At 70.4% G+C, this 24,506-nt stretch carries 32 protein-coding genes and 3 pseudogenes; 22 read left to right on the forward strand and 13 right to left on the reverse strand.

What is annotated here, in order from left to right:
• Positions 1 to 94 precede the first annotated feature (94 nt).
• Positions 95 to 423, reverse strand: a pseudogene (locus FV229_RS14300) (IS5 family transposase); the annotation flags it as partial.
• A 165-nt stretch (positions 424 to 588) separates the two neighbouring features.
• Here FV229_RS14300 and FV229_RS14305 point away from each other — a divergent pair.
• From FV229_RS14305 to FV229_RS14355, 11 genes are all read left to right on the forward strand, one after another.
• Complete coding sequence (locus FV229_RS14305) at positions 589 to 816, forward strand: hypothetical protein (RefSeq protein WP_147752626.1); 228 nt, start codon at positions 589 to 591, stop codon at positions 814 to 816.
• Positions 817 to 1,187: 371 nt separating this feature from the next.
• Positions 1,188 to 1,427, forward strand: a complete 240-nt coding sequence (locus FV229_RS14310) for a hypothetical protein (protein ID WP_147752627.1) — start codon at positions 1,188 to 1,190, stop codon at positions 1,425 to 1,427.
• Positions 1,428 to 1,527: 100 nt separating this feature from the next.
• Positions 1,528 to 1,950, forward strand: a complete 423-nt coding sequence (locus FV229_RS14315; RefSeq protein ID WP_187275153.1) for an HNH endonuclease signature motif containing protein — start codon at positions 1,528 to 1,530, stop codon at positions 1,948 to 1,950.
• A 117-nt stretch (positions 1,951 to 2,067) separates the two neighbouring features.
• Positions 2,068 to 2,313, forward strand: coding sequence for a hypothetical protein (locus tag FV229_RS14320; protein WP_147752629.1), 246 nt, complete (start codon positions 2,068 to 2,070; stop codon positions 2,311 to 2,313).
• On the forward strand, positions 2,310 to 2,666 hold the full coding sequence (locus tag FV229_RS14325) for a VVA0879 family protein (protein WP_147752630.1): 357 nt from the start codon (positions 2,310 to 2,312) through the stop codon (positions 2,664 to 2,666). Before FV229_RS14320 ends, FV229_RS14325 begins: the two co-directional genes overlap by 4 nt.
• Position 2,667: 1 nt before the next feature.
• A complete protein-coding gene (locus FV229_RS14330) occupies positions 2,668 to 2,922 on the forward strand; it encodes a helix-turn-helix transcriptional regulator (protein WP_147752631.1) in 255 nt (84 codons plus the stop codon).
• Between the two features lies 1 nt (position 2,923).
• Positions 2,924 to 3,355 carry a hypothetical protein gene (locus FV229_RS27435; protein ID WP_187275154.1) on the forward strand — a complete coding sequence of 144 codons (432 nt, stop codon included), beginning with the start codon at positions 2,924 to 2,926 and terminating at the stop codon, positions 3,353 to 3,355.
• The gene (locus tag FV229_RS14340) at positions 3,352 to 3,720 is read left to right on the forward strand and encodes a hypothetical protein (protein ID WP_147752632.1); all 369 of its coding nucleotides are present in this window, start codon (positions 3,352 to 3,354) and stop codon (positions 3,718 to 3,720) included. Before FV229_RS27435 ends, FV229_RS14340 begins: the two co-directional genes overlap by 4 nt.
• Complete coding sequence (locus FV229_RS14345; protein ID WP_147752633.1) at positions 3,717 to 4,226, forward strand: hypothetical protein; 510 nt, start codon at positions 3,717 to 3,719, stop codon at positions 4,224 to 4,226. Before FV229_RS14340 ends, FV229_RS14345 begins: the two co-directional genes overlap by 4 nt.
• Positions 4,223 to 4,570 carry a hypothetical protein gene (locus tag FV229_RS14350; RefSeq protein ID WP_147752634.1) on the forward strand — a complete coding sequence of 116 codons (348 nt, stop codon included), beginning with the start codon at positions 4,223 to 4,225 and terminating at the stop codon, positions 4,568 to 4,570. The genes FV229_RS14345 and FV229_RS14350 overlap by 4 nt, the downstream gene beginning before the upstream one ends.
• Positions 4,571 to 4,622: 52 nt before the next feature.
• Positions 4,623 to 4,964, forward strand: a complete 342-nt coding sequence (locus tag FV229_RS14355; protein ID WP_147752635.1) for a hypothetical protein — start codon at positions 4,623 to 4,625, stop codon at positions 4,962 to 4,964.
• Between the two features lie 37 nt (positions 4,965 to 5,001).
• Here FV229_RS14355 and FV229_RS14360 read toward each other — a convergent pair whose 3' ends face one another.
• Complete coding sequence (locus tag FV229_RS14360; RefSeq protein WP_147752636.1) at positions 5,002 to 5,247, reverse strand: PilZ domain-containing protein; 246 nt, start codon at positions 5,245 to 5,247, stop codon at positions 5,002 to 5,004.
• A gap of 158 nt (positions 5,248 to 5,405) precedes the next feature.
• On the opposite strand from FV229_RS14360, the gene FV229_RS14365 reads away from it, so the two are divergent.
• The 4 genes from FV229_RS14365 to FV229_RS14380 all read left to right on the forward strand — a co-directional run bounded on the left by FV229_RS14365 (position 5,406) and on the right by FV229_RS14380 (position 8,019).
• Positions 5,406 to 5,684: a DUF2312 domain-containing protein gene (locus FV229_RS14365; protein WP_147752637.1), complete on the forward strand. Its 279-nt coding sequence runs from the start codon at positions 5,406 to 5,408 to the stop codon at positions 5,682 to 5,684.
• 2 nt (positions 5,685 to 5,686) lie between these two features.
• Complete coding sequence (locus FV229_RS14370; protein ID WP_147752638.1) at positions 5,687 to 5,911, forward strand: hypothetical protein; 225 nt, start codon at positions 5,687 to 5,689, stop codon at positions 5,909 to 5,911.
• Positions 5,904 to 6,599 (forward strand): hypothetical protein, encoded by a 696-nt coding sequence (locus FV229_RS14375; protein WP_147752639.1) that lies wholly within the window; start codon positions 5,904 to 5,906, stop codon positions 6,597 to 6,599. Before FV229_RS14370 ends, FV229_RS14375 begins: the two co-directional genes overlap by 8 nt.
• 217 nt (positions 6,600 to 6,816) lie before the next feature.
• Positions 6,817 to 8,019, forward strand: coding sequence for a site-specific integrase (locus FV229_RS14380; RefSeq protein WP_147752640.1), 1,203 nt, complete (start codon positions 6,817 to 6,819; stop codon positions 8,017 to 8,019).
• 261 nt (positions 8,020 to 8,280) lie between these two features.
• On the opposite strand, the gene FV229_RS14385 is transcribed toward FV229_RS14380, so the two are convergent.
• From FV229_RS14385 to FV229_RS14400, 6 genes and pseudogenes are all read right to left on the reverse strand, one after another.
• Positions 8,281 to 8,829 (reverse strand): HNH endonuclease, encoded by a 549-nt coding sequence (locus FV229_RS14385; RefSeq protein WP_147752641.1) that lies wholly within the window; start codon positions 8,827 to 8,829, stop codon positions 8,281 to 8,283.
• 408 nt (positions 8,830 to 9,237) lie between these two features.
• On the reverse strand, positions 9,238 to 9,381 hold the full coding sequence (locus FV229_RS27440; RefSeq protein ID WP_187273707.1) for a hypothetical protein: 144 nt from the start codon (positions 9,379 to 9,381) through the stop codon (positions 9,238 to 9,240).
• Between the two features lie 110 nt (positions 9,382 to 9,491).
• The gene (locus FV229_RS14390; protein ID WP_147752642.1) at positions 9,492 to 10,004 is read right to left on the reverse strand and encodes a PepSY domain-containing protein; all 513 of its coding nucleotides are present in this window, start codon (positions 10,002 to 10,004) and stop codon (positions 9,492 to 9,494) included.
• 129 nt (positions 10,005 to 10,133) lie between these two features.
• A complete protein-coding gene (locus tag FV229_RS14395) occupies positions 10,134 to 10,577 on the reverse strand; it encodes a phosphonate metabolism protein/1,5-bisphosphokinase (PRPP-forming) PhnN (RefSeq protein WP_246688199.1) in 444 nt (147 codons plus the stop codon).
• Positions 10,556 to 10,687 carry a hypothetical protein gene (locus FV229_RS28450; RefSeq protein ID WP_281406719.1) on the reverse strand — a complete coding sequence of 44 codons (132 nt, stop codon included), beginning with the start codon at positions 10,685 to 10,687 and terminating at the stop codon, positions 10,556 to 10,558. Before FV229_RS28450 ends, FV229_RS14395 begins: the two co-directional genes overlap by 22 nt.
• Positions 10,687 to 11,830 (reverse strand): annotated as a pseudogene (locus FV229_RS14400) (alpha-D-ribose 1-methylphosphonate 5-triphosphate diphosphatase). Before FV229_RS14400 ends, FV229_RS28450 begins: the two are co-directional and overlap by 1 nt.
• 322 nt (positions 11,831 to 12,152) lie before the next feature.
• On the opposite strand from FV229_RS14400, the gene FV229_RS14405 reads away from it, so the two are divergent.
• On the forward strand, positions 12,153 to 13,427 hold the full coding sequence (locus tag FV229_RS14405) for an FAD-dependent oxidoreductase (RefSeq protein WP_147752643.1): 1,275 nt from the start codon (positions 12,153 to 12,155) through the stop codon (positions 13,425 to 13,427).
• 257 nt (positions 13,428 to 13,684) lie between these two features.
• Here FV229_RS14405 and FV229_RS14410 read toward each other — a convergent pair whose 3' ends face one another.
• From FV229_RS14410 to FV229_RS14420, 3 genes are all read right to left on the reverse strand, one after another.
• Positions 13,685 to 14,356, reverse strand: coding sequence for a DUF1045 domain-containing protein (locus tag FV229_RS14410; protein ID WP_147752644.1), 672 nt, complete (start codon positions 14,354 to 14,356; stop codon positions 13,685 to 13,687).
• 74 nt (positions 14,357 to 14,430) lie between these two features.
• Complete coding sequence (locus tag FV229_RS14415; RefSeq protein ID WP_147752645.1) at positions 14,431 to 14,664, reverse strand: hypothetical protein; 234 nt, start codon at positions 14,662 to 14,664, stop codon at positions 14,431 to 14,433.
• A 78-nt stretch (positions 14,665 to 14,742) separates the two neighbouring features.
• Complete coding sequence (locus FV229_RS14420) at positions 14,743 to 15,417, reverse strand: isochorismatase family cysteine hydrolase (RefSeq protein WP_147752646.1); 675 nt, start codon at positions 15,415 to 15,417, stop codon at positions 14,743 to 14,745.
• A gap of 361 nt (positions 15,418 to 15,778) precedes the next feature.
• On the opposite strand from FV229_RS14420, the gene FV229_RS14425 reads away from it, so the two are divergent.
• The 3 genes from FV229_RS14425 to FV229_RS14435 are packed head-to-tail and all read left to right on the forward strand — an operon-like array spanning position 15,779 to position 19,857.
• Positions 15,779 to 16,777, forward strand: a complete 999-nt coding sequence (locus FV229_RS14425) for a hypothetical protein (protein ID WP_147752647.1) — start codon at positions 15,779 to 15,781, stop codon at positions 16,775 to 16,777.
• Between the two features lie 48 nt (positions 16,778 to 16,825).
• Positions 16,826 to 18,190 (forward strand): 8-oxoguanine deaminase, encoded by a 1,365-nt coding sequence (locus tag FV229_RS14430; protein WP_147752648.1) that lies wholly within the window; start codon positions 16,826 to 16,828, stop codon positions 18,188 to 18,190.
• Positions 18,190 to 19,857: an ABC transporter ATP-binding protein gene (locus tag FV229_RS14435; RefSeq protein ID WP_187275155.1), complete on the forward strand. Its 1,668-nt coding sequence runs from the start codon at positions 18,190 to 18,192 to the stop codon at positions 19,855 to 19,857. Before FV229_RS14430 ends, FV229_RS14435 begins: the two co-directional genes overlap by 1 nt.
• 433 nt (positions 19,858 to 20,290) lie before the next feature.
• Here FV229_RS14435 and FV229_RS28105 read toward each other — a convergent pair.
• Positions 20,291 to 20,503, reverse strand: a pseudogene (locus tag FV229_RS28105) (hypothetical protein); the annotation flags it as partial.
• A gap of 59 nt (positions 20,504 to 20,562) precedes the next feature.
• Between FV229_RS28105 and FV229_RS14450 the strand changes: the two are divergent.
• The 3 genes from FV229_RS14450 to FV229_RS14460 all read left to right on the forward strand — a co-directional run bounded on the left by FV229_RS14450 (position 20,563) and on the right by FV229_RS14460 (position 24,006).
• The gene (locus FV229_RS14450) at positions 20,563 to 21,648 is read left to right on the forward strand and encodes an ABC transporter permease (RefSeq protein WP_147752649.1); all 1,086 of its coding nucleotides are present in this window, start codon (positions 20,563 to 20,565) and stop codon (positions 21,646 to 21,648) included.
• Positions 21,649 to 21,973: 325 nt separating this feature from the next.
• Positions 21,974 to 22,900 (forward strand): ABC transporter permease, encoded by a 927-nt coding sequence (locus FV229_RS14455; protein ID WP_147752650.1) that lies wholly within the window; start codon positions 21,974 to 21,976, stop codon positions 22,898 to 22,900.
• A gap of 47 nt (positions 22,901 to 22,947) precedes the next feature.
• The gene (locus FV229_RS14460; protein ID WP_147752651.1) at positions 22,948 to 24,006 is read left to right on the forward strand and encodes a BMP family ABC transporter substrate-binding protein; all 1,059 of its coding nucleotides are present in this window, start codon (positions 22,948 to 22,950) and stop codon (positions 24,004 to 24,006) included.
• Positions 24,007 to 24,094: 88 nt separating this feature from the next.
• On the opposite strand, the gene FV229_RS14465 is transcribed toward FV229_RS14460, so the two are convergent.
• The gene (locus tag FV229_RS14465) at positions 24,095 to 24,346 is read right to left on the reverse strand and encodes a hypothetical protein (protein ID WP_147752652.1); all 252 of its coding nucleotides are present in this window, start codon (positions 24,344 to 24,346) and stop codon (positions 24,095 to 24,097) included.
• Positions 24,347 to 24,506 lie beyond the last annotated feature (160 nt).

Below are 24,506 nucleotides of genomic sequence, written 5' to 3' on the forward strand. Positions count from 1 at the left end.
CCCCCCCCCCCCTTTTTTTTTTCAACCCTAACCCGGCAAACCCCCTGCAGCGTTGTCTCGTGGGCTCGGTTTTTTGTTTAATTTACAGCCCCCCCCCCCCTTGACCGCCATGCGCCGCGCGGTGCGCTTTGCGTAGGTGCTGTCGATGGCGGCTGCATCACCCGCCCAACCAGCCTTGGGCAGGGCGGCCAGCATCGCCGTCCAGAAGCCACGGCGGGACCAGCAATTGAAACGGTTGTAGACCGTGGTGTGCTTGCCGTAGGTGGCCGGGCAGTCACGCCAGCGGCAGCCGGAGGTGAGCACGTGCAGGATGCCGGAGATGATCTGCCGGTCGTCCTTACGCTCCGGTCCCGGCTGGTTCTTCGGCAGGAACGGCTCGATCGCCGCCCACTGCGCGTCCGACAGCCAAAACAAGTCCGCCATCGCCGCCTCCGCTCTGCAAACGACAGCCGTGAATCACAAAACCTAGCGCAGGCAATATCTTGGTTCGGTTCACACCCTAACACGGTCGCAACCAGTCCTGGGGTCGCGATTTCCCTTACCGCCCACGCCTGGTAAGGGCCAATCCGGCCTACCTCTTGGAAACGGATGGCGCTTTTGCCCGACGCGCTCACACGCCAGCAGATCACGCTCTATTACCTATGGCTTCTCGAGAGGGCGCCCGAGCCCAGCGCGATCCAGTCCTACCTCGCCGCGCGAGTCTCGCGAACGGCCTTGCTGAAGACCATCGTCGCCTCCGAGGAGTTCGCGCAGCGCCTGGAGCGCGCCAGGGATCGCGATCCCTGGGCCGTGCTCGGTCGAGCGATGATGGCGTGATCTCGCGATGGCGAGATCGCGCCCTGGATCACGGCAAACGTTCGAAACACCCCGACGTCGCACGAGCCAGCGAGGCCTGCCCCTCCGCGGCGCCGCGAGCGGAAACGGCCGGATCCCCATCACAGGGTGTGGCTTTCATGCACCGTCTAAAACGACTTTCCAGCACCGTGTAGAAATCGCTGGACGGTCGTCTGTATCGTGTTCTACATACACTTATATTCACTAGGGTTGACGCTTCGGGACGGAGCCGAACCTATTAAAACTGCGATTTCCCCAGCCATCCACAGGCCCATTTTCTGCACAACGGATCGCCCCTCGACTCCCATGTCGAAAATGGAACAAATAAAGAACATTGAACCAGCGAGGTTTCGATGTTTGCAGCAGTTCCGACGATCCGCGCCCGTTTCGAGATGGGTCTGCGGTGCCATAACTGCCACCACATGACGAAGCGTATGATCGAGTCGCCGGACCTGGAGGATGCGCCGACCTGCGTCGACGAACTTCTCGTGAGCGCGTGGCTGCAGAGGCAGAGCTTTGCGTGCGCCGAATGCGAGAACCCCATCGCGACGCTGGTCTCCGTTCAACAGTTGGAGATCCCAACATCGCACTGAGCAACCTCATATTTCGCCAAATGGCAAAAAGTGCTTGACGTAGAATTTGCCATCTGGCTAATTTGCTCCATCGCAGCTCGTAGAGCCGATGGAGCCGCCCGTGCCACCCAGACCCCGAACCGAATTCTCCCACGACATCCGCAAGGCCGCGCTGATCCGCGCCGACAAGCGCTGTGAGGCGGAGCTCCCCTGGGGCGAGCGCTGCCCCTGCGTCCTCCATCCCGGCTTTTACCGCTTCGACCACATCATCCCCGATGCGATCGGCGGCTCCGCCACCCTGGAGAACTGCCAGGTAATCTGCATCGAGTGCGACGCTGCGAAGTACCCTTCCGACCGGGCGGTAATCTACCGGACCCGCCGGATCCAGGATCGCCACGAGGGCACCCGCACCGCCCCCCGCCGTCCAATGTCCGGCGGACGCCGCTCACCCGTCCTGCGCAAGCTCGGAACCAACGAGCTGATCGACCGCGCCACCGGTGCCGTCCTCTCGCGCCCGTCCTCGATCGACGTGAGGTCGCTGTGAGCGGCCCCGCGATCCTCGTCACCCTGTCGCCGTTCCTCGGCGGCTGCGCCCTCTGGGCCGTCGGCAACGTGTTCTGGGACGGCCGCGCCCCAACCGCCGGGCAAGGAGGGCGCTGACATGGCCCACGCCACCGAGCATCCCCTCGCCGGCCGCATCGTCGTCCCTAACAGCGGGCTGGCCTGCGGTGAGAAGGTCGCCGTCGTCGGCTGGTTCGACCGGATGCCGGCTTTCGCCCCGCTCTCTGCCCGCACAGCGGACGCCGCCGGCCGCATGGTCCTGGTGATCGACCGTTGCGGCCACCGCTTGATGCCGGCGCACGACCTGCCGGCCTACGATCCTCAGCCTGCGGGGTTCGTGTCATGAGTGGCACTGTAACCCTCACCAAGGCTGCCTGGGAGCAGGCCGGCACCGAGCGCTACGGCGCCGACAAGCTCACGTGGCGGTTCCGCTGCCCGTGCTGCAAAACTGCGATCGCGGTCAGCGAGTACGCTGATGCGAAGACCGCGGAGGGCGTCGTCGCGTTCTCCTGCATCGGCCGCTATTTGCTCGCCGAGCCGCGGGACGCTTTCGCCGAAGAGGGCAAGGGTCCCTGCAACTATGCCGGCGGCGGTTTTTTCCGGCTGAACCCGATCCACGTCTCCGACGAGGACGGCAAGCTGCATCAGCTCTTCGACTTCGCTGACCGCCCGTTGGTCGTCGCGGCGGAGGCTGCCTGACATGGCCGGTCTACCCGCCACAGCTGCCGACCGCCGTATCGGCGAGCGCATTCAGTATGCGCGTCAGGCAGCGCACCTCACCCAGCGTGCCGTTGCTGCCGCCCTCGGCGTCTCACGACCCCAGATCCATCATTACGAGAAGGGCACGAACTGCATCAGCGCCAGCTCGCTGCAGATCGTTGCCGACCTCCTCGGTCGGCCCATCACGTGGTTCCTCGACCCGCGCATCGCTCCCGAAACCGGGGAGGGTGCCTGACATGGGCAACGGCGATCACCTCCTCACCCCAGCTGTCGCTGCGGCCGCCGCGGCGATCGCGAACAACCGGAACGCCCGCACGACCTGCGGCGGCGTCGCCCGCCTCGACAACATCCTCGACATCCTGCCGGAGAAGCTGTTCGCCGAGGTGGTCGAGGACGCTCGGGCAGCCATCCAGGCGGCCGCAGGTGGTGCCGCGCCGCCGGCGCCGCGAGCCCGCGGCCCGCTGAACGCCGCCGACGCCTCCGCCCTCGGGCTGGAGCTCGGCGCCGGCACCCTGCTGATCCTCACGCGCGACCGCGCAAGCAGGGCTCGCGCCGCGATCTGGGCGGCCGGCGTCTCCGCCTCGGTGCTGGACCACGATGAAGCCCAGCAGCTCTGGGCTGCCTTCGCCGGCGTCGTCCGCGCTCAGCAGCAGGTGCCGCCGGCATGATCCGGATCCCAGCCTTCCTAGCGAGCTTCGTCGCGATCGCGCCCCGTCACCCGCGCGAGCTAGTGCTCTGGGCCGCGATGCCCCGCAGCTGGGCACCGCGCGTGTTTGAAGGGCTCGGCTTCCCGCCCGGCGCAGACGCCGCCGACCGGCCGTCTCCCCCGGTGGTGCTGATCGCCGCCGGCCGCTGGCCCGAGCCGAACGAGCCCGACGAGCCTGTCATCGCCGAGGCCGCGATCGCGGTGCTCGAGCAGCTCTTCGCCCATCGCGTGGTGCCGCTGACGCCCGCGCTCGCCGACCGCGTCCGCGTCCTGCTGCAGACCCTCAGCGAGATCCCGGAATTCGCTGGCGAGGACACCCGCGCATGATCAAGCCTGCACTGCGCATCGTCGAAACCGTCCGGGGCAAGGGTGCAACCTGGTTCGCGGCCAACGCCGACGGCTGCATCACTCTGGCGGTCGGTGGCCTCGCGATGTGCGAGGTCACCCCGGTGGCGATCGGCGCCGACGGCGTCGTCCTCACCTGGCAAGCGTCCTGCCTGCGGATCTGGCGCGTGTCGATCGCCGGGCCCGGGCCGCTCGCAGCCGTGTCGGAAGCCGCCGCGAAGTGGTTCGGCGTGCCAGCGCCGGCAGCCGACTTCCTGGCCGGCTTCACCGATCGCACGCTCTTTCCGACCGTCCCGGAGTCGCCGATCGACACCGCCGCCTTGCTCGAGCGCTTCGCCGACGTGTTGGCCCTGATCCTCGACGAGCCGTTGCACACGCTGCCCGGTGCCGGGCCTGATGGCGGCTCTCCCTTGGCCTTGCGCCTCAGCCACTTCCTACCCGACATCGCCGACCGCGCCGCGGCTCTCCTCGAGGAGATGGGCCGATGAGCTGGAGCTACCGCGGGTTCGACCATCCGGAGGCGGCGCAGCGTGCGCTGCGCGCCTTCGACGCCGGGCTCGACACCGCCCGCATCGCCGAGATCCTGAACGCCGACGAGCACGAGGTCGCGCAGGTCCTGGTCGAGGAGCGCGACGCGCGCCGCCGGCGGGCCCGCGCCCGCCTGAAGCGCTTCGAGGCGCTGCTCGCGGCCTGGACCACCAACGACGTCGACCGCGCCGCCGTCGCCCAGCGCTTCGGCTACCGCGACCGCGGCTCCGCCAGCCGCTGCCTCTACGGCTACCGCCGGCGCGCCGCCCGAACCACCCCGATCCGTCAGGAGGCCTCCAGGTGAATGCAGCCGTCCAGATCCGCGTCACCGACCTAAAACCGCAGGAGTCCTGATCGTGCCGTCACCCTCTCTCATCGCTGCCGCCAGGCATGCCCCCGACGCCCGCGCCCAGATTGCCCGGATGGCGCAGGTGATGCGCTACCAGATGGAGGGCGTCGAGGAATGCTGCACCTTCGTCCACCTGGTGCAGGCCGGGTTCACCGAAGCCGAGATCCACGCCTACCGGGACGACGCGCGGGCCTACATCCGCGGGAAGCCGTCGGCTAACCGGTGGACCGCGCCCGATCGGGTGAAGGGCAGCCTCCTCGCGATCAAGGCTCGCGAGATCCGGCGGCGCGTGAACGGTAGCCAGTGGGCGCCGCCCGTGGTCGCAGTGATCGAGGCCGCCCATGGCTGAGAACTGCGTTCCCTGCCCGAACCGAGCCGCGGACCCGCTAGCGGCAGAACTTCGCGCCGATGCTCTCATCGGTGCGCCAAGCCACCTTGCAGACGCGAGTGGCGCTCAGACAGGAGGCGTTGAGCACGAAGGTGGCCGGAACCGCCTCGGCCTGCGGAAGTGTGAGGCGAACCCCGAAGTCGGAGATGTCGTAGATCAGGCAAGCGAGCGAGGTGTGTTCATCGACTGCTATCGATCCAACGCCATCGGTCCGCTGTCGTTCAACTGTTCGGCGCTCAACCACAGCTCTGGCTCCTGCGAAGTTAATCGATCAGCACTGTTGCACACGTCCGTGAAAGACGTTCGCGCAAAATGCATCGAATTCGACACAACGATCGATAGGCCGTTGAGCCACTTCTCCAATGAAGCGACCTGCAATCGCTCCTCCGAGGACACCCGCCGATGAGCGTCCACAACATGCCGACGACCAGCGACGTGTCTTCCTCCGAGGGCGTAGCCGCCGACGAGCTGCGCGCCTTCATCGAACGCATTGAGCGCTTGGAGGAGGAGAAGGCCGGCATCGCCAGCGACATCAAGGAGGTCATGGCCGAGCTGAAGGGCCGCGGCTTCGACACGAAGGCCGTCAACGCCATCCTGCGCATGCGCAAGAAGGACCACAGCGAGCGCCAGGAGGAGGAGGCGATCCTCGAGCTCTACATGCAAGCGCTGGGGATGGTGTGAGCATGGACGCGATCGCAACCTCCGGCCCGACCCGGAGCATCGAGGCGATCGCGACGTCGAGCGGCGTCGAGCTCGTCGTGAAGGTCCCGTCGCGCGGCATCGCGCTGGCGCTGCCAACCAGCCGCGACGGAGCCCGCGAATTCGCCCGCGGGGTGCTCGCCGCCGCCGGCGACGCCACCGAGCGCACGTTCCCCCAACCGCAGATCCCGGAGGTCGCCCATGGCTGATCGCCCCATCATCTTCTCGGCGCCCATGGTTCGGGCGCTGCTGGCCGGCTGCAAGACGCAAACGCGGCGGCTGCTGAAGTTGCCGAAGTGGGCGAGCACCGACCCGGACCACATCAAGTTCGGCGGGTCAGGCGCGCCAGAGGTTATCTGCCAGGGTACCGGTTGTCTTGCGGCTCTGCCGTTGCCCTACGGAGTCGGCGATCGGCTGTGGGTCCGCGAGGGATGGCGCGCGGCACGAAGCCTTGATCGCACCCCGCCCCGAGACATCTGCCGCGACGCCGATGTCGAGCACGCAGCAACTGCGCGTAGCTATGCGGAGATCGGGCTAAAGGGCCGACTACGCCCCTCCATCCACATGACCCGCTGGGCGAGCTGCCTGACGCTCGTCGTCACCGAGGTTCGCGTGGAGCGGCTGAACGACATCAGTGAGGCAGACGCGGTCACGGAGGGCATGCCGGATTTTGGCGCGCTCTGTGAAGCGCTGGACCCCGGCAAGCTCAATGCAGTCCGGGAGACCGCCGCACAGACCGCCTCGCGGCTGAGGTGGCCGCAGCGCTGGTTTGAAGGTCTCTGGAACGAGATCCACGGCGACGGCGCCTGGGCCGCCAACCCCTGGGTCGTCGCGGTCACCTTCACGGTCCACCACGCCAACATCGACGCGCTCGACATCGCAGCGAGGGCCGCCTGATGCCACGAAGCCTCCGGATCCCAGCGCCTAACGAGGTCACCGACGAGACCATGATGCCCCTGAGCATCGCGGCGGAGGTCGCCATGGCGCACGGCATCGTCTCGTCCGTGTCCGCGAAATCCTTGCGGCGCGAGGCCGAGCGTGATCGGTTGGTCACCTACGAACTGTTCGGGCGGATTCACACCACGCTCGGCGACATTAAGCGGATGGCTCGGAAATGCCTCGTCCAGCCAAGGGAGCGCGCCTCTACTACTCGCGCAAGGACGACCGGTGGCTCATCCGCGACAGCGGACAGCCAGACGTCGGCACTGGCTGCGCTTATGGAGAGCACGCGCAAGCTGAGCAAAAGCTCCAAGAGCACCTCGCGCGGAAATACCGGCCCGACTTCGGCAAGGGTGATCCCGCTCGCGTCTCGGTCCTCGACGTCCTGAAGGTCTACACGGACGAGCACGCGCCCCACACGGCGCGGCCGGACGTGGTCAAATCAGCCAACCCGAACCTCGGGCAGTTCTTCGCCGGGAAGATGGTGGCCGACCTCACGCCGAACGTGTGCCGCGCCTATGCGACCTGGCGCACGGCCCAGCCGCAGGCGCGCTACAAGGTCGGGCCCGGCTACCGGTTCGAGACGGTCGACCAGGTGCCCCGGGTCGGCTCGCAGACGGCGCTGCGCGAGCTCGGCGTGCTCTCGGCCGCGATCGGCTACGCCCACGCCGAGCACCGGCTTCTCTATCCCGTCGTCATCGCCATGCCGGACAAGAAGCCGAGCCGCGAGCGATGGCTGTCGCGATCGGAGGCGGCACGCCTGATCCTGGCGGCCCTCGGCTTCCGCAACGTCGCGAACGACCCGTCCGGGACACCGGTCTGGCGCCGGCCGCGTGTGATCGGCCCCGACGGGAAGCTGCGCGCCGAGTTCGACAAGAGCCGGCACGTCGCCCGCTTCATCCTGACCGGCCTCTACACCGGCACCCGGCACGAGGCGATCCTGCGGCTGAAGTGGCTCCCCACGACCGCGGGCGGCTACGTCGACCTGCGCGGCGGCATCCTATACCGGCGCGGGCAAGGGGAGGGCGAGAGCTCGAAGCGGCGCACGCCGGTGCCGCTCTCGAACCGACTGCAGGCGCACATGCGCCGCTGGAAGGGGCAGAGCGTCTCGCACGTCATCGAGTTCGAGGGGATGCCGCTCGAGCGCTTGCGCCGGGCCTGGAACACGGCGCGCCTGGCCGCTGGCCTCGGCGAGGAAGTGACGCCGCACATTTTAAGGCACAGCTTCGCCACGTGGGCTGTCCGCGAGGGCGTCTCGTTCGGGATGGTGGCGCTCGCCCTCGGGACCACCGAGCGCATCGTGCGCGACGTCTACGGCCACCATGCGCCGGAGCACATGCGCGGCGTCGTCGAGGCCGTCTCTGCTGGGAGGCGGTGAACGTCCGGGGAACATCCCCCCAGAAACTCCCCAGAAACTCCCCAGGAACGAGGGCTCGGAATGTCCCTCCATGGCCGGAAACGGCGATCTGCCAACGGAGCGGCGCTCTGCGGGTGATGAGGCCCATTCCTTTACACGGAGAGGGTCGGCGGTTCGAGCCCGTCACCGCCCACCATCGGGATTGATGATCCCGAACTCTCGGTCATCAAAGCGACACCCCGAGACGGGGAATTCCCAAATCGGAAGCCAACTCGCGGCCGCTCAGCTCTCCAGCTCGCTGTCCCAGTACAGGTAGTCGAGCCAGGTGTGGTGGTAGTCGCGGTGGTCGAATTCGGGTTGGCGGTGGTGCAGCTCGTAGCGGGTCGGGCGGCGCGGCTCGGTGAGCAGCGGCATCTCCGCCTCGTAGGGTGTGCGGTTGGCCTTGCGCAGGTTGCACGGGCTGCAGGCCGCGACGACGTTCTCCCAGGTGGAGAGCCCGCCGCGGGAGCGCGGGTTGACGTGGTCGAAGGTCAGGCCGCCCGAAGGCAGGCGCAGGCCGCAATATTGGCAGGAGAAGCTGTCGCGCAGGTAGATGTTGTAGCGGGTGAAGGCCGGGCTGCGGGCCAGCGTCACGTAGTTCTTCAGGGCCACCACGCTCGGCACCCGAAGCGCCCGGCTCGGGCTGCGCGCCTCGACGTCGTAGCTCGCGACCAGGGTCACGCGGTCGAGGAACAGGGCGGTGAAGGCATCCTTCCAGCTCCACAACGAAAGCGGGTTGTAGGAGAGCGGCCGGTAATCCGCGTTGAGGACGAGGGTCTGGAGATCCATCATCGGCGCGACTCTTCGAACGAAAGCCATACGGGACAACGCGCGAGTTCGGGTTTGCGCGCCGTCCCGAGGACAAGGTCGAGGGGGTGATTGGGGAGATCGTGTGCCGCTGCGTCGAAGGCGGGGCCCAGCGGGCGGCGCCGTCTCGGCCGGGCGCATGGGAAACGCGTGGCTCGCCGGGCGCGATCGGCGACCGACTGGGGCGGATACATCCGGCTCGCGGCGGGGCCCGGATGCCAACCCGGTCGATCCCAGCCCTTCGCGAAATGACGAAAAGCCCTCTCCATAGGGGCTTAGTCTAATAGCAGCGTGACAGCCTTGTGAAGCTCCGCCCTGTCGCGGCCCGCGCCGCACCCACAGCCCGCGTGGATCGACGGCTTTCGGAGCCGTCCGCTGCGTCGATGGGGCGCTTCAGCCCCAGCGCACGAACATCGCGACGAAGACGGCGACCATGCTCGCCAGCAGCAGCGGATAGCCCTCGACGAGGGCGAACAGGAACAGCGAGATCGCGCCGGTGGCGATGGCCAGCATGACGGCGACGGCAGTCGGGTTCATGGCAACAGGGCTCGCACTTCGGGGTCCCGACTCCGTTTCCGGCCGACCCCGTACCACGATCGACGGGGCGACGCGGCACCCGTTCGATGCCGCGTCGCACACCCGTTCGATCAGTCGCCGACGACCTTGCCGTCCGGGCCGACCTTCACGGTCTGCTCGCGCTCGACCTCCGCCTCGTAGGCCTTGCCGCCGCCGGCCTTGCGCTCGGCGATGGCGTCCTTCAGCGAGGTGGTGGCGTTCTGGAAGTCGGCGGGCTTGAGCCGTGTGAAGTACCGCTCGATCGGCTGGTTCTCGGTCTTGTAGAGCGCGCCGGTCTCGGCATCGATATCGTACTCGACGAGCTTGCCGTCCGGGTAGACGACCTTGATGATGTAATGGGTCGGGTTCTTGCCGTCCGCCTTCTCGAAGTCCGCGTTGATCGCGTGGCTTTTCTCGCCTTGGGCCTCGGCCGTAGTCAGCGCCTGGGCGAGGCCGCCCTTGCTGGTCTTGGCGATCTGGAACTCCTTCATGTCGGACTGGGCCTTCGCGGCGGGCGCTTGGGCCAAGGCTGCCGTCAGGCCGAGCGGGGTTGCGAGGAGGCCGGCGGCGATCAGGCCGGCGGACAGCGTGAGACGGTTCGACATGGTGTTGGCTTTCTTCCCGGTTCAGTCGGTGGCCCGGACGACAGGCCGATCGCCGCCTTGGTTGCCTTTAACTGGAAAGACCGCACGCGGGGGCCGTGCCGCGGGCCTATCCCCCTTCGAAGCGGTCGCTCAGCGCCGTCCGGCGCGATCGAGAAGGATCGCGACGAAGTTGGCCGTCGCGATGCTGCGCTCGCCGTCGTTGACGACGGTGGCGTCGGCCTCCGCCGGCACCGCGCGTGCCAGCCGCGCGCCGAGATCGCCGTCCTCGGGGCGGTCGCGGGCGGCGAGCCGTGCGGCCAGGGTCTCGGGGGCTGCCGTGATCGCGACGACGTGGACGCCGGGGAGCATGCGGCGCGCCGCCTCGATCACCCGGCGCGAGATGTTGCACACCACAATGCGCCCGCGCGCGGCTTCTTCCAGCGCATCGGGCCGGATCGAGTAGCCGAGGCCGTGGGCGCGCCAATGCAGGGGGAACGCGCCGGCCGCGGCGGCACGCGAAAAATCTGCTTCGGCGATCTCGGCGTTGTCCTCGTGGGCGGAGGGCGGCCCGGTCACGAGGCGGCGCGGGAACACGAAGCGCGGGTCGCCGGCCAGCCGCGCGCGGCGGCGGCGATCACCGTATCCTTGCCGGCCCCGCTCGGGCCGACCACGAGGACGAAGCCGCCGATCGGACACTCTGCCATCACATAACCCGTGTGCCGGCGCGCCAGACCTCGCGGACGACGGGCACCCCTTGCGCCATCCGCATGCGGACGAGGTCGGCGCGCAGGCCCGGCGCGATCCGGCCGCGGTCGTCGAGGCCGGTGGCGCGGGCCGGGTTGGCCGTCACCGTGGCGATGGCGGCGGCTAGGTCGATGCCGGGCACGCGCCCGGGCAGCTGGAACGCCGCCATCAGCAGGCTCGCCGGCACGTAGTCGGAGGACAGGATGCCGAGTAGGCCGGCCTCGGCCAGTTCCTGCGCCGCCACGTTGCCGGAATGGGAGCCGCCGCGGATCAGGTTGGGCGCCCCCATCATCACAGTGATGCCGGCCGCCGTGCGAGGCCTCGGCCGCCGCGCGGGTGGTCGGGAACTCGGCGAGCGCCACCGACTCGGCCTTCGACATCGCCACGTCGGGGAGCGTCGTGTCGTCGTGGCTCGCCAGCGGAATGCCGTGCGCGCGCGCCAGCGCCACGACGATCGGGCGGTTCCACGCGTTCAGGGCTGCGCCGCCGCGGATCTTGCCCGCGGTGCCGGCCCGGATCGCCTCGATCGGCCGGCCGCCGCGTCCGGCATACTGGTCGTACTTCGCCATGTCGCGGAACTGCCGCTGGCCCGGCGTGTGGTCCATCAGCGAGATCAGGCCGACGGGGTGGCGGGCGCCGAAATCGCGCACGGTGTCGATCACGTCGGCGGAAGGGATCTCGCAGCGTAGGGGCGTCAGGTGCTCGGCCCGGAACAGGCCGGCGGCGCGGGCGTCGGCGATGGCCTGCGCCAGGGTGTCGAACTCGGAGCCGAGGCCGCCGCCGTCCGGGTCGGTGCCGGCGCGCAGCGAATCGAACACGGTGGTGATGCCGGACGCCGCGATCTGCGCATCGTAGGCGAGCACGGCGCCCAGCTGGTGCCAGCGCACGCGGGGGCGCGGCGCGTAGTGGCTTTCCAGGTGATCGGTGTGCAACTCGACCAGGCCGGGGACAAGGTGGTCGCCGGAGAGATCGACGCCGCGCCCGGGTGCCCGGCCCTCGCCGAACTCGGCGATGCGTCCGCCGGCCATCGCGAGCCAGCCGGCGACCACCCGATCGGGCAGGACAAGATGCGCGTTTTCGAGGATTTCGACTCGGTCCGCCATCGCTCCGCCGTCTCCGCTGATATCGCGCCTGTTTATTTCACCGCCGCGCGATAACCCGCTACGTCCACGATCCGCGTCGCCGCCGCCTTGTGCATGTGTCCGGGAACAGCACTTGGTAGAACAGGACCTAGCCCTCCGCGAGCGGCGTCCCCTGATCGTCGGGGGATAGCCCTTGTCGAGCGTTCGCTCGAACATGGCATAGACGTCGGTCTTCGCGTCCCGGGAACGAATCCCGTCGCCCGGCGGCATTGCCTGCGGCGCCCCGCGTTCGCTACGGACCCTCGGCGCGGGCTGCGAGCGCCTGAGACAGGAGACCGGACGGATGACGGCACCCTCGGCCCGCCACGTGGTGATCATCGGTGCCGGCGCGGTCGGGAGCGTGAGCGCGCTCGAATGCCTGCGCGCCGGCCACCGGGTCACGGTGGTCGATCCGGGCGAGCCCGGCGGGGAGCAGGCGTCGAGCTACGGCAACGCCGGCTGGCTCTCGTCGCACTCGGTGATCCCGCCGGCGGAGCCTGGCATCTGGAAGCGCGTCCCGTCCTACCTCGCCGACCCGCTCGGGCCGCTGGCGATCCGCTGGCGCTACCTGCCGCGGGTGCTGCCCTGGCTGGTGCGCTACATCTGGGCGGCGCGGAGCGGCCGCCAGATCGCGGACACGGCGCGGGCGTTGCGCACTCTGCTCGTGGACGCGCCGCGCCTCCATGCCGGCCTCGCCGAGGAGGCCGGCCTCGGCCACCTGATCGAGCGGCGCGGCCTGCTCCACGTCTACCCCGACCGCGCCGCCTTTGCGGCCGACGCGGCCGCCTGGGCGATCCGCCATGCGGTCGGCGTGCGGTGGCTCGAGCTTTCGGCCGACGAGCTGCGCCAGCGCGAGCCGACCCTGCACCGCCGCTACACCTTCGGGGTCATGGTCGAGGAGGCGGGCCATTGCCGCGATCCGGGCAGCTACGTCGCGGGGCTTGCCGACCTCGCGCGTGCCCGCGGCGCCACCCACGTCCGCACCCGCGCCACCGGGTTCCGCCTCGACGAGGGCCGGCTCGTGGCCGTTGAGACCGAAGCCGGCGCGATCCCGTGCGACCGGGCGGTGGTCGCCGCTGGCGCCCGGTCGGGCGCGCTAACCGCATCCCTCGGCGACCGGCTGCCGCTGGAGAGCGAGCGCGGCTACCACGTGATGATCGCCGACGCCGAGGCCGGGCCGCGCACCCCGGTGATGGCCTCGGACGCCAAGATGGTGGTCAACGCCATGGCGGGCGGCCTACGCGCGGCGGGGCAGGTCGAGTTCTCCGGGCTCGACGCGGCACCGAACTGGAAGCGCGCCGAGATCCTGCGCGACCACCTGACCAGCATGTTCCCGGACCTGCCCGAGACCGTGCCGGCCGAGCGCATCCGGATGTGGCTCGGCCATCGCCCGAGCATGCCGGACGGGCGGCCCTGTATCGGCCGCGCCCGGCGGACCGCAGACGTGGTCTACGCCTTCGGCCACGGGCATGTCGGCCTCGTCGGCTCGGCACGCACCGGGCGCCTCGTCGCGCAGCTCGTCGGCGGAGAGGCCCCGGAGATCCCGCTGGCGCCGTTCGATCCCCGGCGCTTCCTGTAAGGCGGCGGTACACCGCACACGCGTTTCCCTCCCGCGCAGAGGGGGCAGGGAAGAACGTACCGGGCCCGCTCCGCACCTTCCTGCCGATCAGCGGGAGCCGACGTTCGACGGCATCGCGAAGCGGTTCGCCGGGAGCCGCAATCCGTAGCTGTGCATCAGATCCTCGACGATGAGCATGCGTCCCGCCCGCCGCAAGCGACGCGCCGGGAGACCTGCCTCACGCGTCCGTAGGCGCGTGGCCGTGTCTCGGCGCCCGCCTAGGGTTCGAACGGAAACCGCCGCACGATGCGGAACGGCGCCGCGCCGTCCTGGCGCAGCAGCGTGATCGCATCGATCGTCAGGGAGAGCGGCGGGCAGCTTGCCGCCAAGCGGGCGCGCCAGGCCTCGCGGGCGTCGTCCGCGAGGCGGCCGGTCAGGGTCATGTGGAAACGGAACGCCTCGAAGACGTGCGGATAGCCCCAGCGATCGAAGAGCACACGGCGGCGCGGGTCGAGGTCCTCGGGGCGGCGCCACGCCCGCTCGGTCGGGGTCAGAGGCGCCCGGAACGGGTCGAGGGCGGCGACGCATTCGGCTGCGAATAGGCCAAGTTCCGGCGGCGGCGCGGTGGGCACCAGGGCGACGAAGTCCCCCAGCAGGACGACCGCGAGCGGCCCGATCGGCAGGAGAGAACGGGCCTGCACCAGGTCGGTGCAGGCCGCGACCAGGTCGTCCTCGCTTCGGCCGGGGGCGAGGCGCATCGGGGCCTTCAGCGTCGCGTGGAAGCCGTAGACCCGCGGCGCCGCGGTGACGGCGGCGAGCGCTGCGCGGTCGGCCGGATCCCAGTCCGGCGGGGGCGTGTCGCCCAGGATCGCGTCGCCGAAGGCGGCCAGCGCTGAGCCGGGTTCGGGCGTCGTAGAGCGCGTAGCGGGTCGGGGCGTCCACGGGGCCACTCGCTGCGGGCGTGACCGGGATCGCGGCCCGCCGCGGATAAAACCCGGCCGCCGCTTCGGCAAGGCGTGGCTGCTCAGCCCCGCGGGATCGGGCGGTTGCGGCAGGCGGCGCGATATTGCTGCCGGCGCAGGCCGCGCAGGTTCCGGCGGTCGGCTTCCTGGGTGCAGGCGATCTTGCGGTCCGCCTTGTTCAGGCTCTTCGTGCCGCTCGACGGCACGTCCGTCGGCGCAGGCGCGGTGTAGGATTGGGCGAGACCTGCCGTCGTCAGCAGTGCGAGAACCAAGCTGCTTGCCAAGACTGTACGCATGCGACGAACTCCTGATTGCCGATCGCGCCGGCGGGGCAATAACCGGGCCAAGCTTGGCCGGGGGGCGATGCCGATCGTTCAGGGGGCGCCCGCGGCCAGCGCGGCGACGACGCGGCCCGAATCCGAGACCCATCCGAAGATGCCGCCCTGCGCCACGATCATCGCGAGGCCCGCCGCGTGGAAGGCCGGAATATACGAGCCGCAGGCATCCGACACCACAAGGCAGCGGTAACCGCGGTCGTTGGCCTCGCGCACCGTGGTGTGGACGCAGACCTCGGTGGTGACGCCGCAGACGATCAGCGTGGCGATGGCGCGCGCAGTCAGGATCTCCGCGAGGTCGGTGGCGTAGAACGCGCCCTTGCCCGGCTTGTCGACCACGGCCTCGCCCGGCAGGGGCGCGAGGGCGGCGACGATGTCGTGTCCGGGTTCGCCACGGATCAGGATGCGGCCCATCGGCCCGGGCGCGCCGATGCGGGCCGAGGGCGCGCCGCGCTCGATCTTGGCAGCTGGCGCGTCCGACAGGTCGGGACGGTGCCCCTCGCGGGTGTGGACCACGAGGAGTCCGGCCTGCCGTGCCGCCGCGAGCAGCGCCTGTGCCGGCGGCACGGCGACGGCCAGCAGCGAGACGTCGTTGCCGAGGCTTTCGCCGAACCCGCCGGGCTCCAGGAAGTCGCGCTGCATGTCGATGATGACCAGCGCCGTCGTCGCAAGGTCGATTGCCAGCGGTGCCGGCTCGGCGTCCACGGTCACCATGGCGAAGGGTCTCCCGTCGTGCGGCCGACTCGGCGGTGCGCGACTCCGACGATGTCGTCCGACGGCGCGAAACGCATCCACAAAGACTGTCCGGCGCTGCTTCAATAGTGTGCGGGGGCTGCCGCCGCGATGGGCGACGACCCGGAACGTGGCGGGCGCGGTCCCGTCGGGGCCGCGGTCGCGGCCGTCCCGCCTTGGCTCCCGGCCAAGTCGTCACGACACCCGCGAGAGCGGGCGCCACGGGTAGGCCGGCGAATCTGTTGCCGAATTATGACTCGGCCCGCGCGTCTGCCCCGGTTGGCACGCGCTGGCATACCGGTTGCTGCCTGCTCGACGGATTTTCGGCACGGAGACGGCAGCCATGATTGCTCGAACCCTCGTTGCAGCGGCCCTGTCGCTCGGATTTGTCCAGGCCGGCGCGGCGGCCGATCTCGACGCGAAGAAGGCCCCGGTGGAGGCACCCGCCAAGGAGGCGCCGTTCTTCCTCTTCGCCGACACGCAGTTCAGCTATCGCTACCAGTTCCCGACCGTGTCGCCGGGCGTGCAGATTCAGAAGGCCGACGGGAGCTTCCGCAGCCGCGAGGCGCCCAAGCAAATCTACAACATCTCGCATGCCGACGCCTGGGCCTACGGCACGAACTTCTTCTCGCTCGATATCCTGAAGTCGGGCTCGCAGTTCCCGGCCGGCACCACGAACCCGCCCGGCAGCGTCGGCGCGCCGTTCTTCGCCGACTACGGCAACACCGAAGCCTACGGCCTGTATCGCGGCACGCTGAGCCTCAACGCGATCACGAACTCCAAGGCGTTCACGCTGCCCGGCATCGTGAAGGACGTGTCCCTCGCCTTCGGGTTCGACGCCAACTCGCAGAACGACGCGTTCGGCTCGAAGAAGCGCGACGTGGTCGGCGGCCTCAACTTCTCGTTCGACGTGCCGGCCGGCTTCCTCAACCTGTCGGTCCATGCCTACAAGGAGTGGAACCGCAACGGCTTCAACCTGCAGCCCGACCGCGACCAGAGCTTCGACGTCGTGCCGGAATTCGAGCTGGTCTACAATTTCCCCCTCGGCTTCACCAACCTGCCGTTGAGCCTCACCGGCTTCAACAACATCGTTCTGCCCAAGGGCCGCGGCGTTCAGAACACCGCCGACTTCGCCTTCAACCCGAAGCGCGGCCTCGAATTCCTCTCGCGCACCAACCTGGTGCTCGACGTTGGCAAGCTCATCTACGACCAGCCCAACAAGGTCGATGCCTTCATCGGCTTCCAGTACTGGCTGAACAAGTTCGGCAACGTCGAGACGGCGACGTTCAAGGGTACGGAAGAGAAGAGCTTCCTCGCCGGCGTCGCGTTCCACATCTTCTGATCGCGGGTGGATCGTCGGTCGAGCGACCGCAACGGAATGGGAGACGGCATGACGGGATCCGACGCGAAGCTCCGGCGCCTGTGGGTCCGCGATCCGCTGGCGATCCTCGCGGAGGGGGCGGCCGGGGGCGTCGTGGTCGAGGGCACCCGCGTCGTCGAGTGCGTGGCGGCCGGCGCCAAGCCGGCCGCGCCGGTGGACGAGACTTTCGACGCGGCGCGGCATGTGGTGATCCCGGGGTTGATCAACACCCACCACCATTTCTTCCAGACGCTGACGCGGGCCCACCCGCTGGCGATCAACAAGCCGCTGTTTCCGTGGCTGAAGGCGCTCTACACGGTCTGGGACAAGATCACCCCCGACGCGTTCCGCCTCGCCACGCGGCTCGCCTACACCGAGCTCCTGCTCTCCGGCTGCACCACGGCGGGGGACCACCACTACCTCTACCCGAAGGGCCTGGAGGATTCCGTCGACGTGCAGGTCGACGAGGCGCAGGCCCTGGGCATCCGCGCCTTCGTCACCCGCGGCTCGATGAGCCTGTCGGTGAAGGACGGCGGCCTGCCGCCCGAGTGCCTGACGCAGGACGACGACACCATCCTCGCCGACAGCGAGCGGGTGCTGAACCTATTCCACGACCCCAAGCCCGGCGCGATGGTGCGGATCGGGCTGGCGCCGTGCTCGCCCTTCAACGTCACCAAGCGGCTGATGCGCGAGAGCGCGGGCCTCGCCGACCGCTACGATTGCCAGCTCCACACCCATCTCGGCGAGACGCTGGACGAGGACGCCTACTGCCTCGAGATGTTCGGCCAGCGCCCGGTCGACTACCTCGAGGAGGTCGGCTGGATGAGCCCGCGGGCCTGGCTCGCGCACGGCATCCACTTCAACGACGACGAGGTCCGGCGTCTCGGCAAGGCCGGCGTCGGCGTGTGCCACTGCCCGACCTCGAACATGACCCTGGCGTCCGGCCAGTGCCGCACCTGCGAGCTGGAGGCGGCGGGCTCGCCGGTGGGGCTCGGCGTCGACGGCTCGGCCTCGAACGACAGCTCCAACCTGATGGAGGGCGTGCGCCACGCCCTGATGATCAACCGCCTCACCTATGGCGCCGAGCGGGTGACGCATCTCGACGCCCTGCGCTGGGCCACCGAGGGCTCGTCCCGCTGCCTCGGGCGCGACGACATCGGCCGGATCGCGCCGGGCCGCGAGGCGGACCTGGCGCTGTTCACCCTGGACGAGCTGCGCTTCTCCGGCGCGCACGATCCCCTGGCCGCGCTGGTCCTCTGCGGGGCGCACCGCGCCGACCGGGTGATGGTCGCGGGCGCGTGGCGGGTGGTCGACGGGCACCCCGTCGGCATGGACACGAGGAAGCTCCGCGAGGAACACGGCCGGCTCGCCCTCAGCCTCCTCGGCGACGCCTGATGGCGGGCGTGCCGTCGAACGCCACCGGGACCGGCGTCGGCATCGGTACGAGCACCGACACCGGCACGACCACCAGCATCGGCACAAGCACAAGCATAAACAGCGGCACAAGCACCAACACCGGCACAACCACCAGCACCAACACAGGCATCGGCACCGCGCCGCTTTACGGGGCCTACGGCGTCGTCAAGCGCTTCGGCGACTTCACCGCCAACGACGGCGTCGACCTCGAGATCCGGGCCGGCGAGATCCACGCGCTGCTCGGCGAGAACGGCGCCGGCAAGTCGACCCTGATGAAGATCCTCTACGGGCTGCTGGAGCCGACCGAGGGCGTCGTCACCCACCGGGGCGACATCGTGCGGCTGGCGAGCCCCGAGGCGGCCCGCGCCATCGGGATCGGCATGGTGTTCCAGCACTTCTCGCTGTGCGAGAACCTGACGGTGGCCGAGAACATCGCGCTGGTGATGCCCAAGGGCCTGTCGGGCAAGGCGCTGGCCGAGCGGATTGCGGCGCTCGGCGCCACCTACGGGTTGCATCTCGATCCCGGCCGGCCGGTCTGGTCGCTCTCGGCCGGCGAGCGCCAGCGCATCGAGATCGTGCGCTGCCTGCTGCAGGACCCGCGCCTCGTCATCCTCGACGAGCCGACCTCGGTGCTGACGCCGGGCGAGGCCGAGCTGCTGTTCTCCGTGCTGGAGCGGCTGCGCGACGAGGGCCGGGCGCTGCTCTACATCTCGCACCGCCTCGACGAGGTGCGCCGGCTCTGCGCCCGCGCCACCATCCTGCGCCACGGGAAGGTCGTCGGCGCCTGCGACCCGCAAGGCGAGAGCGCCCGCTCGCTCGCCGCCCTGATGGTCGGGGCGCAGGTCGGCGCGGTCACCGGCCGCGCCGGCACGGCGCCGGGCCCCGAGCGCCTCGTCCTCGACGGGTTGTCCCTGCCGGCGCCGGGCCTGCACGGGACGGCGTTGCGCGACATCCGCCTGTCGGTCCGCGGCGGCGAGATCCTGGGCGTCGCCGGCATCGCCGGCAACGGGCAGGCGGAGTTCTTCGCCGCCCTCTCCGGGGAGACGACCGCCGCACGACCCGAAACCGTGGTCGTCGACGGCGCCGCCGTCGGGCGGCTCGGCATCAACGCCAGGCGGCGCCGCGGCGCGGCCTTCGTGCCGGAAGAACGCAACGGCCACGCGGCGGCGCCCGAGATGAGCCTGTCGGAGAACGCGGTGCTGTCGCGCCACGCCACCGCGCCGCTCGCGCGCCTCGGCCTGCTCCGGCGCGGGGCGGCGCGCGCGCTGGCGGCCTCGGTGATCGCCGCCTTCGACGTGCGCAAGGCTGGCCCCGACCCCGCCGCCGGGACGCTCTCGGGCGGCAACCTGCAGAAGTTCGTCGTCGGGCGGGAGATCCAGGCGGAGCCCGGCGTGCTGGTGGTCAACCAGCCGACCTGGGGCGTCGACGCCTCGGCCGCCGCCCGCATCCGCCAGGCGCTGATCGACCTCGCCGCCCGCGGCGCCGCGCTCCTGGTGATCAGCCAGGACCTCGACGAGCTGTTCGAGATCGCGAGCCGGGTCGCGGTGCTGCATGCCGGAACGCTCTCGGCCCCGGTGCCCGTCGGCGAGACCACCCGCGAGGCGGTGGGGCTGCTGATGGGCGGATCGGAGGCCGCGCATGTCTAGCGCCGCATCCGTTCGCTCATCCGCGGTCGCCGCGAAGTCGTTCGACGCGCGACGCGGCCCCCACTCCCGTTCGGGAGAGGGTCGGGGTGAGGGGTTCAGGTCTTTCCGGATGGGTCGCACCCCTCACCCTGGCCCTCTCTCGGACGGGCGAGGGGACCCGCGCATCCCCTCGCCCCGCCTGCGGGGAGAGGGCCGCGACGCCCTCGTCGTCGCGGCGAGGCGGCAGCCGACGGTGAGGGGGCTTCGACGGAGAAGCCTCAACCGGCACCACCCCCTCACCGCCGCTTCGGCTTCGCCTGCGCTTCCCGGCTGCACGACAAGGTGCAGCCGGGCCTCTCCCCGCCCGCGGGGAGAGGGGGGTCGCACTGCCCACTCCGAATTCCTGCAAGAATCCTCGGACGCCTGGCTCGTCGATGCGAGCCGGCCGCCGCGCATCCCCTCGCCCCGCCTGCGGGGAGAGGGCCGCGACGACCTCGTCGTCGTCGCGGCGAGGCGGCAGCCGACGGTGAGGGGGCTTCGACGGGTGAGCCTCAACCGGCACCGTCCCCTCACCGCCGCTTCGGCTTCGCCTGCGCTTCCCGGCCGCACGACGCGGTGCAGCCGGGCCTCTCCCCGCGTGCGGGGCGAGGGGGGTCGCACCGTGCACTCCGAATCCCTGGCGGCGATGTCTGGACCCAGCCTCTTTCCGGTCACCCCGAGCCTGCCATGCGCCTCGATCTGAGCCCGCGCGCCCGGCGCTCGGCCGTGCTGTCGGCGCTGTCGCCGGTGATCGCCTTCGCGGGGGCCGTGCTCGTCGGCGGGGTCGCGGTGGCGCTGCTCGGCGTCGCGCCGGGCGCCGCGTTCATGACCTATTTCGTCACTCCCTTAAGCGAGGTCTGGTCGCTGCAGGAGGTGGCGCTGAAGGCCGCCCCGCTGGCGCTCATCGCCACCGGGCTCGCCTTCTGCTTCCGGGCGAACCTATGGAACATCGGCGCCGAGGGCCAGTTCGTGGTCGGCGGCCTGGCCGGGGGCTGGATCGGCGTCGCGACGCAAGGGGCGGAGGGGTTCACCCTTTGGATCCTGCCGGCGATGCTGGCGGCGGGCACGCTCGCGGGCCTCGCCTACGCGATGATCCCGGCGATCCTGAAGGTCCGGCTCGGCGTCTCGGAGATCCTGACCAGCCTGATGCTGGTCTACGTCGCCGAATTGCTGCTCGACTACATGGCCCGCGGCCCCTTGCGCGATCCGGCCGGCTTCAACTTTCCGCAGAGCGTGCCGTTCGATCCGGCGGCGCGGTTGCCCTACCTGATGGAGGGCGACACGCTGCATGCCGGGGTGCTGGTCGCGCTGCTGGCCGTGGTCGTCGCGACTGTGGTGCTCGCCCGCACCCTGTTCGGCTTCGAGGTCCGCGTCGTCGGCGCGGCGCCGCGGGCCGCGCGGTTCGCCGGCTTCAGCGATGCGCGGCTGACGCTCGCCGCCTTCGCGATCTCCGGCGCGGCGGCGGGGCTCGCCGGCATCGTCGAGGTCGCGGGCCGGATCGGCCAGCTCCAGCCGACGATCTCGCCGGGCTACGGCTTCACCGCGATCATCGTCGCGTTCCTCGGGCGGCTGTCGCCGCCGGGCATCCTGGTCGCCGCCGGGGTGATCGCGCTGACCACGATCGGCGGCGAGGCGGCGCAGATCGACCTGAAGCTGCCGCTCGACCTCACCCGCGCGTTCCAGGGGCTGCTGCTCGCCTTCGTGCTCGGGGCCGACGTGCTCGCCCGCTACCGCATCCAGCTCGTGCCGGGCGGTCCGCGGCGGACCGCGTGATGGACCGTCTCTCGAAGCCCGTGCCCGCACTGCGCCTTCCGTCCCCCCGCTGCGGGCTGGGTGATCGCAGAGGGCGATGTGCCCTTCGGAAACCCGCCGGCAGCACCGCGTCATCCCGGGGCCGCGTAGCGGAGACCGGGATCCAGAACCGCAGGTCGCGCCGGACTTGGCACCGTCGGCGGCTCTGGATTCCGGGCTCGCCTGCGGCGCCCCGGAATGACGGCGCGGTGCCGTCTGCCATCGTCCTCCCCCGCTCCAGGGGGAGGGCGGCGCGCCGAGCGGGACGCGTGTCGCACCCCCGCACGGTGGCAACAGGAGTCCGGCGATGAGTCTCGACATCGTCCAGATGGTGCTCGTCACCGTGCTGACGGCGGCGACGCCGCTGATCCTGGCCGCGGTCGGCGAGCTGGTGGCCGAGCGCTCCGGCGTGCTCAACCTCGGCACCGAGGGGATGATGGTGCTCGGCGCCGCCGCCGGCTTCGCGGTGGCCACCGAGACGAACTCGACGCTTCTCGGCGCCCTCGGCGGGGCCGGCGCCGGGCTCGCGCTGTCGTCGCTGTTCGCGGTGCTCACGGTCGGGTTGGCGGCCAACCAGGTGGCGTCGGGCCTCGCCCTGACGATCCTCGGCCTCGGGCTCTCGGGCCTCGTCGGCACCGGCTATGTCGGGATGAAGCGCGATCCGGCGCCGCATCTGCACGTGGCGGGCCTGAGCGACCTGCCGGTCGTCGGGGACCTGCTGTTCTCGCAGGACGCCTTCGTCTACGCCGCGATCCTGCTGGTGCTCGGGGTGTGGTGGTTCCTCGGCCGGACCCGCGCCGGGCTGGTGCTGCGCGCCATCGGCGACGACCACACCGCGACGCACGCGCTCGGGCTGCCGGTGCGTCGGGTCCGGGTGCTGGCCGTGCTGTTCGGTGGCGCCTGCGCCGGGCTCGCCGGAGCCTACCTGTCGCTGGCCTACACGCCGTTCTGGTCGCCGGGCATGACCGCCGGGCGCGGCTGGATCGCGCTGGCGCTCGTGGTCTTCGCCTCGTGGCGCCCCTTGCGCCTGGCGGCCGGCGCGCTGCTGTTCGGCGGCGCGACGGTGCTGCAGCTCCATGCCCAGGCCGCGGGCCTGGGCCTGCCGGGGCAGGCGCTGTCGGCGCTGCCCTACCTCGCGACGATCCTGGCCCTGGTCTTGCTGTCGCTCGGGCGGCGCCAGGGCGGCTCGCTGGCGCCCGCCGCTCTGGGCCGCGAATTTACGCCACACCGCTGAAGGCGGGGGCCATCGTAGGGGTAACGACCTTGGGGATACCGACGACCATGCGGACGATCACTGCCGCCATCCTGGCGGCCCTCCTGCTCGCACCCGCCGCGCAGGCCGACGACAAGCTCAAGGTCGGCTTCGTCTACGTCGGCCCGGTGGCCGATTACGGCTATTCCTACCAGCACGACCTCAGCCGCAAGGCGCTCGAGGCGGCGATGCCCGGTAAGGTCGAGACCACCTATCTCGAGAGCGTGCCGGAGGCCGACAGCGAGCGCTCGATCGAGAAGCTGGCGCGCTCGGGCGCCAAGCTGATCTTCACCACCTCGTTCGGCTTCATGGAGCCGACCCTGAAGGTCGCCAAGAAGTTCCCGAACGTGAAGTTCGAGCACGCCACCGGCTACAAGCGCAGCGCCAACGTCTCGACCTACTCGGCCCGCTTCTACGAGGGCCGCTACGTCTGCGGGAAGATCGCCGGAACGCTCTCGAAGTCCGGCACCGTCGGCTACATCGCCTCGTTCCCGATCCCCGAGGTGGTGAGCGGCATCAACGCCTTCATGCTCGGCGCGCAATCGGTGAACCCGAACATCAAGCTCAAGATCGTCTGGGTGAACACCTGGTTCGATCCGGGCAAGGAGGCGGAGGCGGCCAAGGCCCTGCTGGCGCAAGGGGCCGACATCCTGACCCAGCACACCGATTCCGCGGCCCCGCTGCAGGAGGCCGAGAAGGCCGGCAAGCTCGCCTTCGGTCAATCCTCCGACCAGGCCCGCTTCGCCCCGAAGGCGCAACTGACCGCCATCACCGACGACTGGGACGGCTACGTGATCAGCGAGGCCAAGGCGGTGCTCGACGGGAGCTGGAAGAGCCACGACACCTGGGGCGGCATCAAGGACGGCATGGTCGTGCTCGCGCCCTTCGCCAACATGCCCGACAGCGTGAAGGCGATGGCCGAGGCGACCAAGGCCGACATCGCATCGGGCAAGCTCCACCCCTTCGCCGGCCCGGTTACGAAGCAGGACGGCACGGTGGCCGTGAAGGCGGGCGAGAGCGCGCCCGACCCGATGATTTTGGGCATGAACTGGTACGTGAAGGGCATCGACGACAAGCTGCCGCAATAGGCGGCGGCTCTTCCCTCCCCCCCTCTCCGGGGGGGAGATGCGGGTCATGCCTTGAGGCCGGCGGTCCTCATGGGCGGCGTTACGCGCCTCAATAACGCGGCGGTGGCGGCATCCGTTCGCCCGACGGCGGCGTGTCGCCCTCGATCCCGCCCGTGCGCGGCGGCACGGGCACCGCGTCGCCGTCGCGGACGGCGTTCATTTCGTTGCGGGGGCCGGCGAGTCCTTCGGTGCCGCCCGGCGCCGTCGCCGGGTCGCTCCCCGCCGGGGCGCCCGTCGATTGGGCGAAGGCGGGTCCACTGAAGGCGGCGAGGGTCAGGGCGGTGAGCAGGACGCGGCGCATCGTCGGGGGTCTCCGTGGTCGAAGGGAAGTGGACGGCGGCTCAGCGTCGATGGCGATGGCGGCGCATCCGGCGCCGGCCGTAGGCGTCGCCGCTGCGGATCGCCTCCATCCGGTTGGCCGGCCCGGCCCGGCCGATCGCGCCGCCGGGCGCCGTCGCGGC

Source organism: Methylobacterium sp. WL120 (assembly GCF_008039465.1).
Taxonomy (GTDB): Bacteria; Pseudomonadota; Alphaproteobacteria; order Rhizobiales; family Beijerinckiaceae; genus Methylobacterium; species Methylobacterium cerastii.

What these genes read in the sequence shown, in the direction of transcription:
- FV229_RS14305 (WP_147752626.1), top strand. Translation starts at nt 589, where the DNA reads ATGGCGCTTTTGCCCGACGCGCTCACACGCCAGCAGATCACGCTCTAT.
- FV229_RS14310 (WP_147752627.1), top strand. Translation starts at nt 1,188, where the DNA reads ATGTTTGCAGCAGTTCCGACGATCCGCGCCCGTTTCGAGATGGGTCTG.
- FV229_RS14320 (WP_147752629.1), top strand. Translation starts at nt 2,068, where the DNA reads ATGGCCCACGCCACCGAGCATCCCCTCGCCGGCCGCATCGTCGTCCCT.
- FV229_RS14325 (WP_147752630.1), top strand. Translation starts at nt 2,310, where the DNA reads ATGAGTGGCACTGTAACCCTCACCAAGGCTGCCTGGGAGCAGGCCGGC.
- FV229_RS14330 (WP_147752631.1), top strand. Translation starts at nt 2,668, where the DNA reads ATGGCCGGTCTACCCGCCACAGCTGCCGACCGCCGTATCGGCGAGCGC.
- FV229_RS27435 (WP_187275154.1), top strand. Translation starts at nt 2,924, where the DNA reads ATGGGCAACGGCGATCACCTCCTCACCCCAGCTGTCGCTGCGGCCGCC.
- FV229_RS14340 (WP_147752632.1), top strand. Translation starts at nt 3,352, where the DNA reads ATGATCCGGATCCCAGCCTTCCTAGCGAGCTTCGTCGCGATCGCGCCC.
- FV229_RS14345 (WP_147752633.1), top strand. Translation starts at nt 3,717, where the DNA reads ATGATCAAGCCTGCACTGCGCATCGTCGAAACCGTCCGGGGCAAGGGT.
- FV229_RS14350 (WP_147752634.1), top strand. Translation starts at nt 4,223, where the DNA reads ATGAGCTGGAGCTACCGCGGGTTCGACCATCCGGAGGCGGCGCAGCGT.
- FV229_RS14365 (WP_147752637.1), top strand. Translation starts at nt 5,406, where the DNA reads ATGAGCGTCCACAACATGCCGACGACCAGCGACGTGTCTTCCTCCGAG.
- FV229_RS14370 (WP_147752638.1), top strand. Translation starts at nt 5,687, where the DNA reads ATGGACGCGATCGCAACCTCCGGCCCGACCCGGAGCATCGAGGCGATC.
- FV229_RS14375 (WP_147752639.1), top strand. Translation starts at nt 5,904, where the DNA reads ATGGCTGATCGCCCCATCATCTTCTCGGCGCCCATGGTTCGGGCGCTG.
- FV229_RS14380 (WP_147752640.1), top strand. Translation starts at nt 6,817, where the DNA reads ATGCCTCGTCCAGCCAAGGGAGCGCGCCTCTACTACTCGCGCAAGGAC.
- FV229_RS14385 (WP_147752641.1), bottom strand. Translation starts at nt 8,829, where the DNA reads ATGATGGATCTCCAGACCCTCGTCCTCAACGCGGATTACCGGCCGCTC.
- FV229_RS27440 (WP_187273707.1), bottom strand. Translation starts at nt 9,381, where the DNA reads ATGAACCCGACTGCCGTCGCCGTCATGCTGGCCATCGCCACCGGCGCG.
- FV229_RS14390 (WP_147752642.1), bottom strand. Translation starts at nt 10,004, where the DNA reads ATGTCGAACCGTCTCACGCTGTCCGCCGGCCTGATCGCCGCCGGCCTC.
- FV229_RS28450 (WP_281406719.1), bottom strand. Translation starts at nt 10,687, where the DNA reads ATGGCAGAGTGTCCGATCGGCGGCTTCGTCCTCGTGGTCGGCCCGAGC.
- FV229_RS14405 (WP_147752643.1), top strand. Translation starts at nt 12,153, where the DNA reads ATGACGGCACCCTCGGCCCGCCACGTGGTGATCATCGGTGCCGGCGCG.
- FV229_RS14415 (WP_147752645.1), bottom strand. Translation starts at nt 14,664, where the DNA reads ATGCGTACAGTCTTGGCAAGCAGCTTGGTTCTCGCACTGCTGACGACG.
- FV229_RS14420 (WP_147752646.1), bottom strand. Translation starts at nt 15,417, where the DNA reads ATGGTGACCGTGGACGCCGAGCCGGCACCGCTGGCAATCGACCTTGCG.
- FV229_RS14425 (WP_147752647.1), top strand. Translation starts at nt 15,779, where the DNA reads ATGATTGCTCGAACCCTCGTTGCAGCGGCCCTGTCGCTCGGATTTGTC.
- FV229_RS14430 (WP_147752648.1), top strand. Translation starts at nt 16,826, where the DNA reads ATGACGGGATCCGACGCGAAGCTCCGGCGCCTGTGGGTCCGCGATCCG.
- FV229_RS14435 (WP_187275155.1), top strand. Translation starts at nt 18,190, where the DNA reads ATGGCGGGCGTGCCGTCGAACGCCACCGGGACCGGCGTCGGCATCGGT.
- FV229_RS14450 (WP_147752649.1), top strand. Translation starts at nt 20,563, where the DNA reads ATGCGCCTCGATCTGAGCCCGCGCGCCCGGCGCTCGGCCGTGCTGTCG.
- FV229_RS14455 (WP_147752650.1), top strand. Translation starts at nt 21,974, where the DNA reads ATGAGTCTCGACATCGTCCAGATGGTGCTCGTCACCGTGCTGACGGCG.
- FV229_RS14460 (WP_147752651.1), top strand. Translation starts at nt 22,948, where the DNA reads ATGCGGACGATCACTGCCGCCATCCTGGCGGCCCTCCTGCTCGCACCC.
- FV229_RS14465 (WP_147752652.1), bottom strand. Translation starts at nt 24,346, where the DNA reads ATGCGCCGCGTCCTGCTCACCGCCCTGACCCTCGCCGCCTTCAGTGGA.